Raw genomic sequence first — 1,706 nt, forward strand, 5'->3', positions numbered from 1 at the left:
TGCTTGTCTTTGTATGCCAATACTCTTTTTCGAAAATCTAAGCTGTAGCCCATCTCATTTTATGCCTTGTCATCTTAGGTTTAGATATTATGTCATATTAGTATGATTTAGCTATAAACCGAGTGCATGGCTGCTGCTGGTTACGTAAGGGTGGTGTTCCCCGTGAGTGCGGGGATAAACCGCTGACCGTTTCTATCACGAACACGAAGCGGCAGTGTTCCCCGTGAGTGCGGGGATAAACCGATATTAAAACGTTGAGTTTAAGCCCGTCATTAGTGTTCCCCGTGAGTGCGGGGATAAACCGCCGGAGCGGGCACGGTGGAGGCAGGGCAATTGGTGTTCCCCGTGAGTGCGGGGATAAACCTGCAATAGTCTGCGCCCATGCTCCCCACTCGCAGTGTTCCCCGTGAGTGCGGGGATAAACCCGACGAGAAGAACCCGATTTTGTTTATTTGGGCGTGTTCCCCGTGAGTGCGGGGATAAACCGCCTGATTGGCTAGGGATGGCAGTTCATGGAAGAGTGTTCCCCGTGAGTGCGGGGATAAACCGCGCGCCCCCGATTTGCGCAAACCCATTCGTCGCGTGTTCCCCGTGAGTGCGGGGATAAACCGCAATATTGATATCCCAGACCGGACATTGAGCAGTGTTCCCCGTGAGTGCGGGGATAAACCGGTTAATTATTTTGATGAACTCGCACGGCAAATGTGTTCCCCGTGAGTGCGGGGATAAACCGGTCGCCGCTGGAAAGAATTTACAGACCAGTTCGTGTTCCCCGTGAGTGCGGGGATAAACCGGTATCTCGTTTGCGGGTGCCGAAGGCAGCACCGTGTTCCCCGTGAGTGCGGGGATAAACCGGAACGGGTTACCTGTGGGAAACAGCATCTTGAGTGTTCCCCGTGAGTGCGGGGATAAACCGCCGGATGAAGATCTACAAAAGAAATTGAATGAGTGTTCCCCGTGAGTGCGGGGATAAACCGACGTCAATGGCGTATGGCAGCGTAAGAAAGCCGTGTTCCCCGTGAGTGCGGGGATAAACCGATGTTCGGCTATTATGTGGATATGAAAACGAGGTGTTCCCCGTGAGTGCGGGGATAAACCGCATTCTACTCACGGCCTCGTCTAATTTCTCTCGTGTTCCCCGTGAGTGCGGGGATAAACCGTGGTCATCCGGTTTGATCTGCAATCACTGCATGGTGTTCCCCGTAGGTACGGGGATAAACCTACATTTTAGATATGGATGACGTCACCGAAATAATGTTTTCCGTAAATCAAGAGATTCTTTTTATGAAATAATAACCCTAGTTAGTTCGGTTACTTTTTCGATAATATCTTGAGGTGCTTTCTCAATAAATTTAACTTGACGATCTGAAAAGTCTAAGGATTTTACCTGATGGATAAGAATTGCACCTTGGGTCGATAACTCTTCAGGTAAAACAACTTCTAACCTCATTCCCCTCACTGTACTGGTAATGGGAACCACAACCGCAAATCCGGTATGCTCGTTAAATATCTTTCGAGAGATCACAAACGCAGGGCGGCGTTTCATCATTTCTTTCCCTGCGCTCGGATCAAAATCCAATGAAACAATGTCTCCTTTGTCTGGTATGTAAATAAGCTTTCATAATAACGATACACTCATTTTTCTCACTCCCGGTTGTTGCCCTGATGAAAAGGCGGTCATAAATTCTTCAACGCACACTAAGAGT

At 49.0% G+C, this 1,706-nt stretch carries 1 protein-coding gene and 1 CRISPR repeat array; the gene reads right to left on the bottom strand.

Going from position 1 to position 1,706, the window contains the following annotated elements:
• Nucleotides 1–153 precede the first annotated feature (153 nt).
• Nucleotides 154–1,222: direct repeats of the CRISPR family, unit length 29 nt; unit sequence GTGTTCCCCGTGAGTGCGGGGATAAACCG.
• 60 nt (nucleotides 1,223–1,282) lie between these two features.
• Nucleotides 1,283–1,612, bottom strand: a complete 330-nt coding sequence (locus Xedl_RS19475; protein WP_074025363.1) for a type II toxin-antitoxin system PemK/MazF family toxin — start codon at nucleotides 1,610–1,612, stop codon at nucleotides 1,283–1,285.
• Nucleotides 1,613–1,706 lie beyond the last annotated feature (94 nt).

It is taken from the genome of Xenorhabdus eapokensis (genome assembly GCF_001908105.1).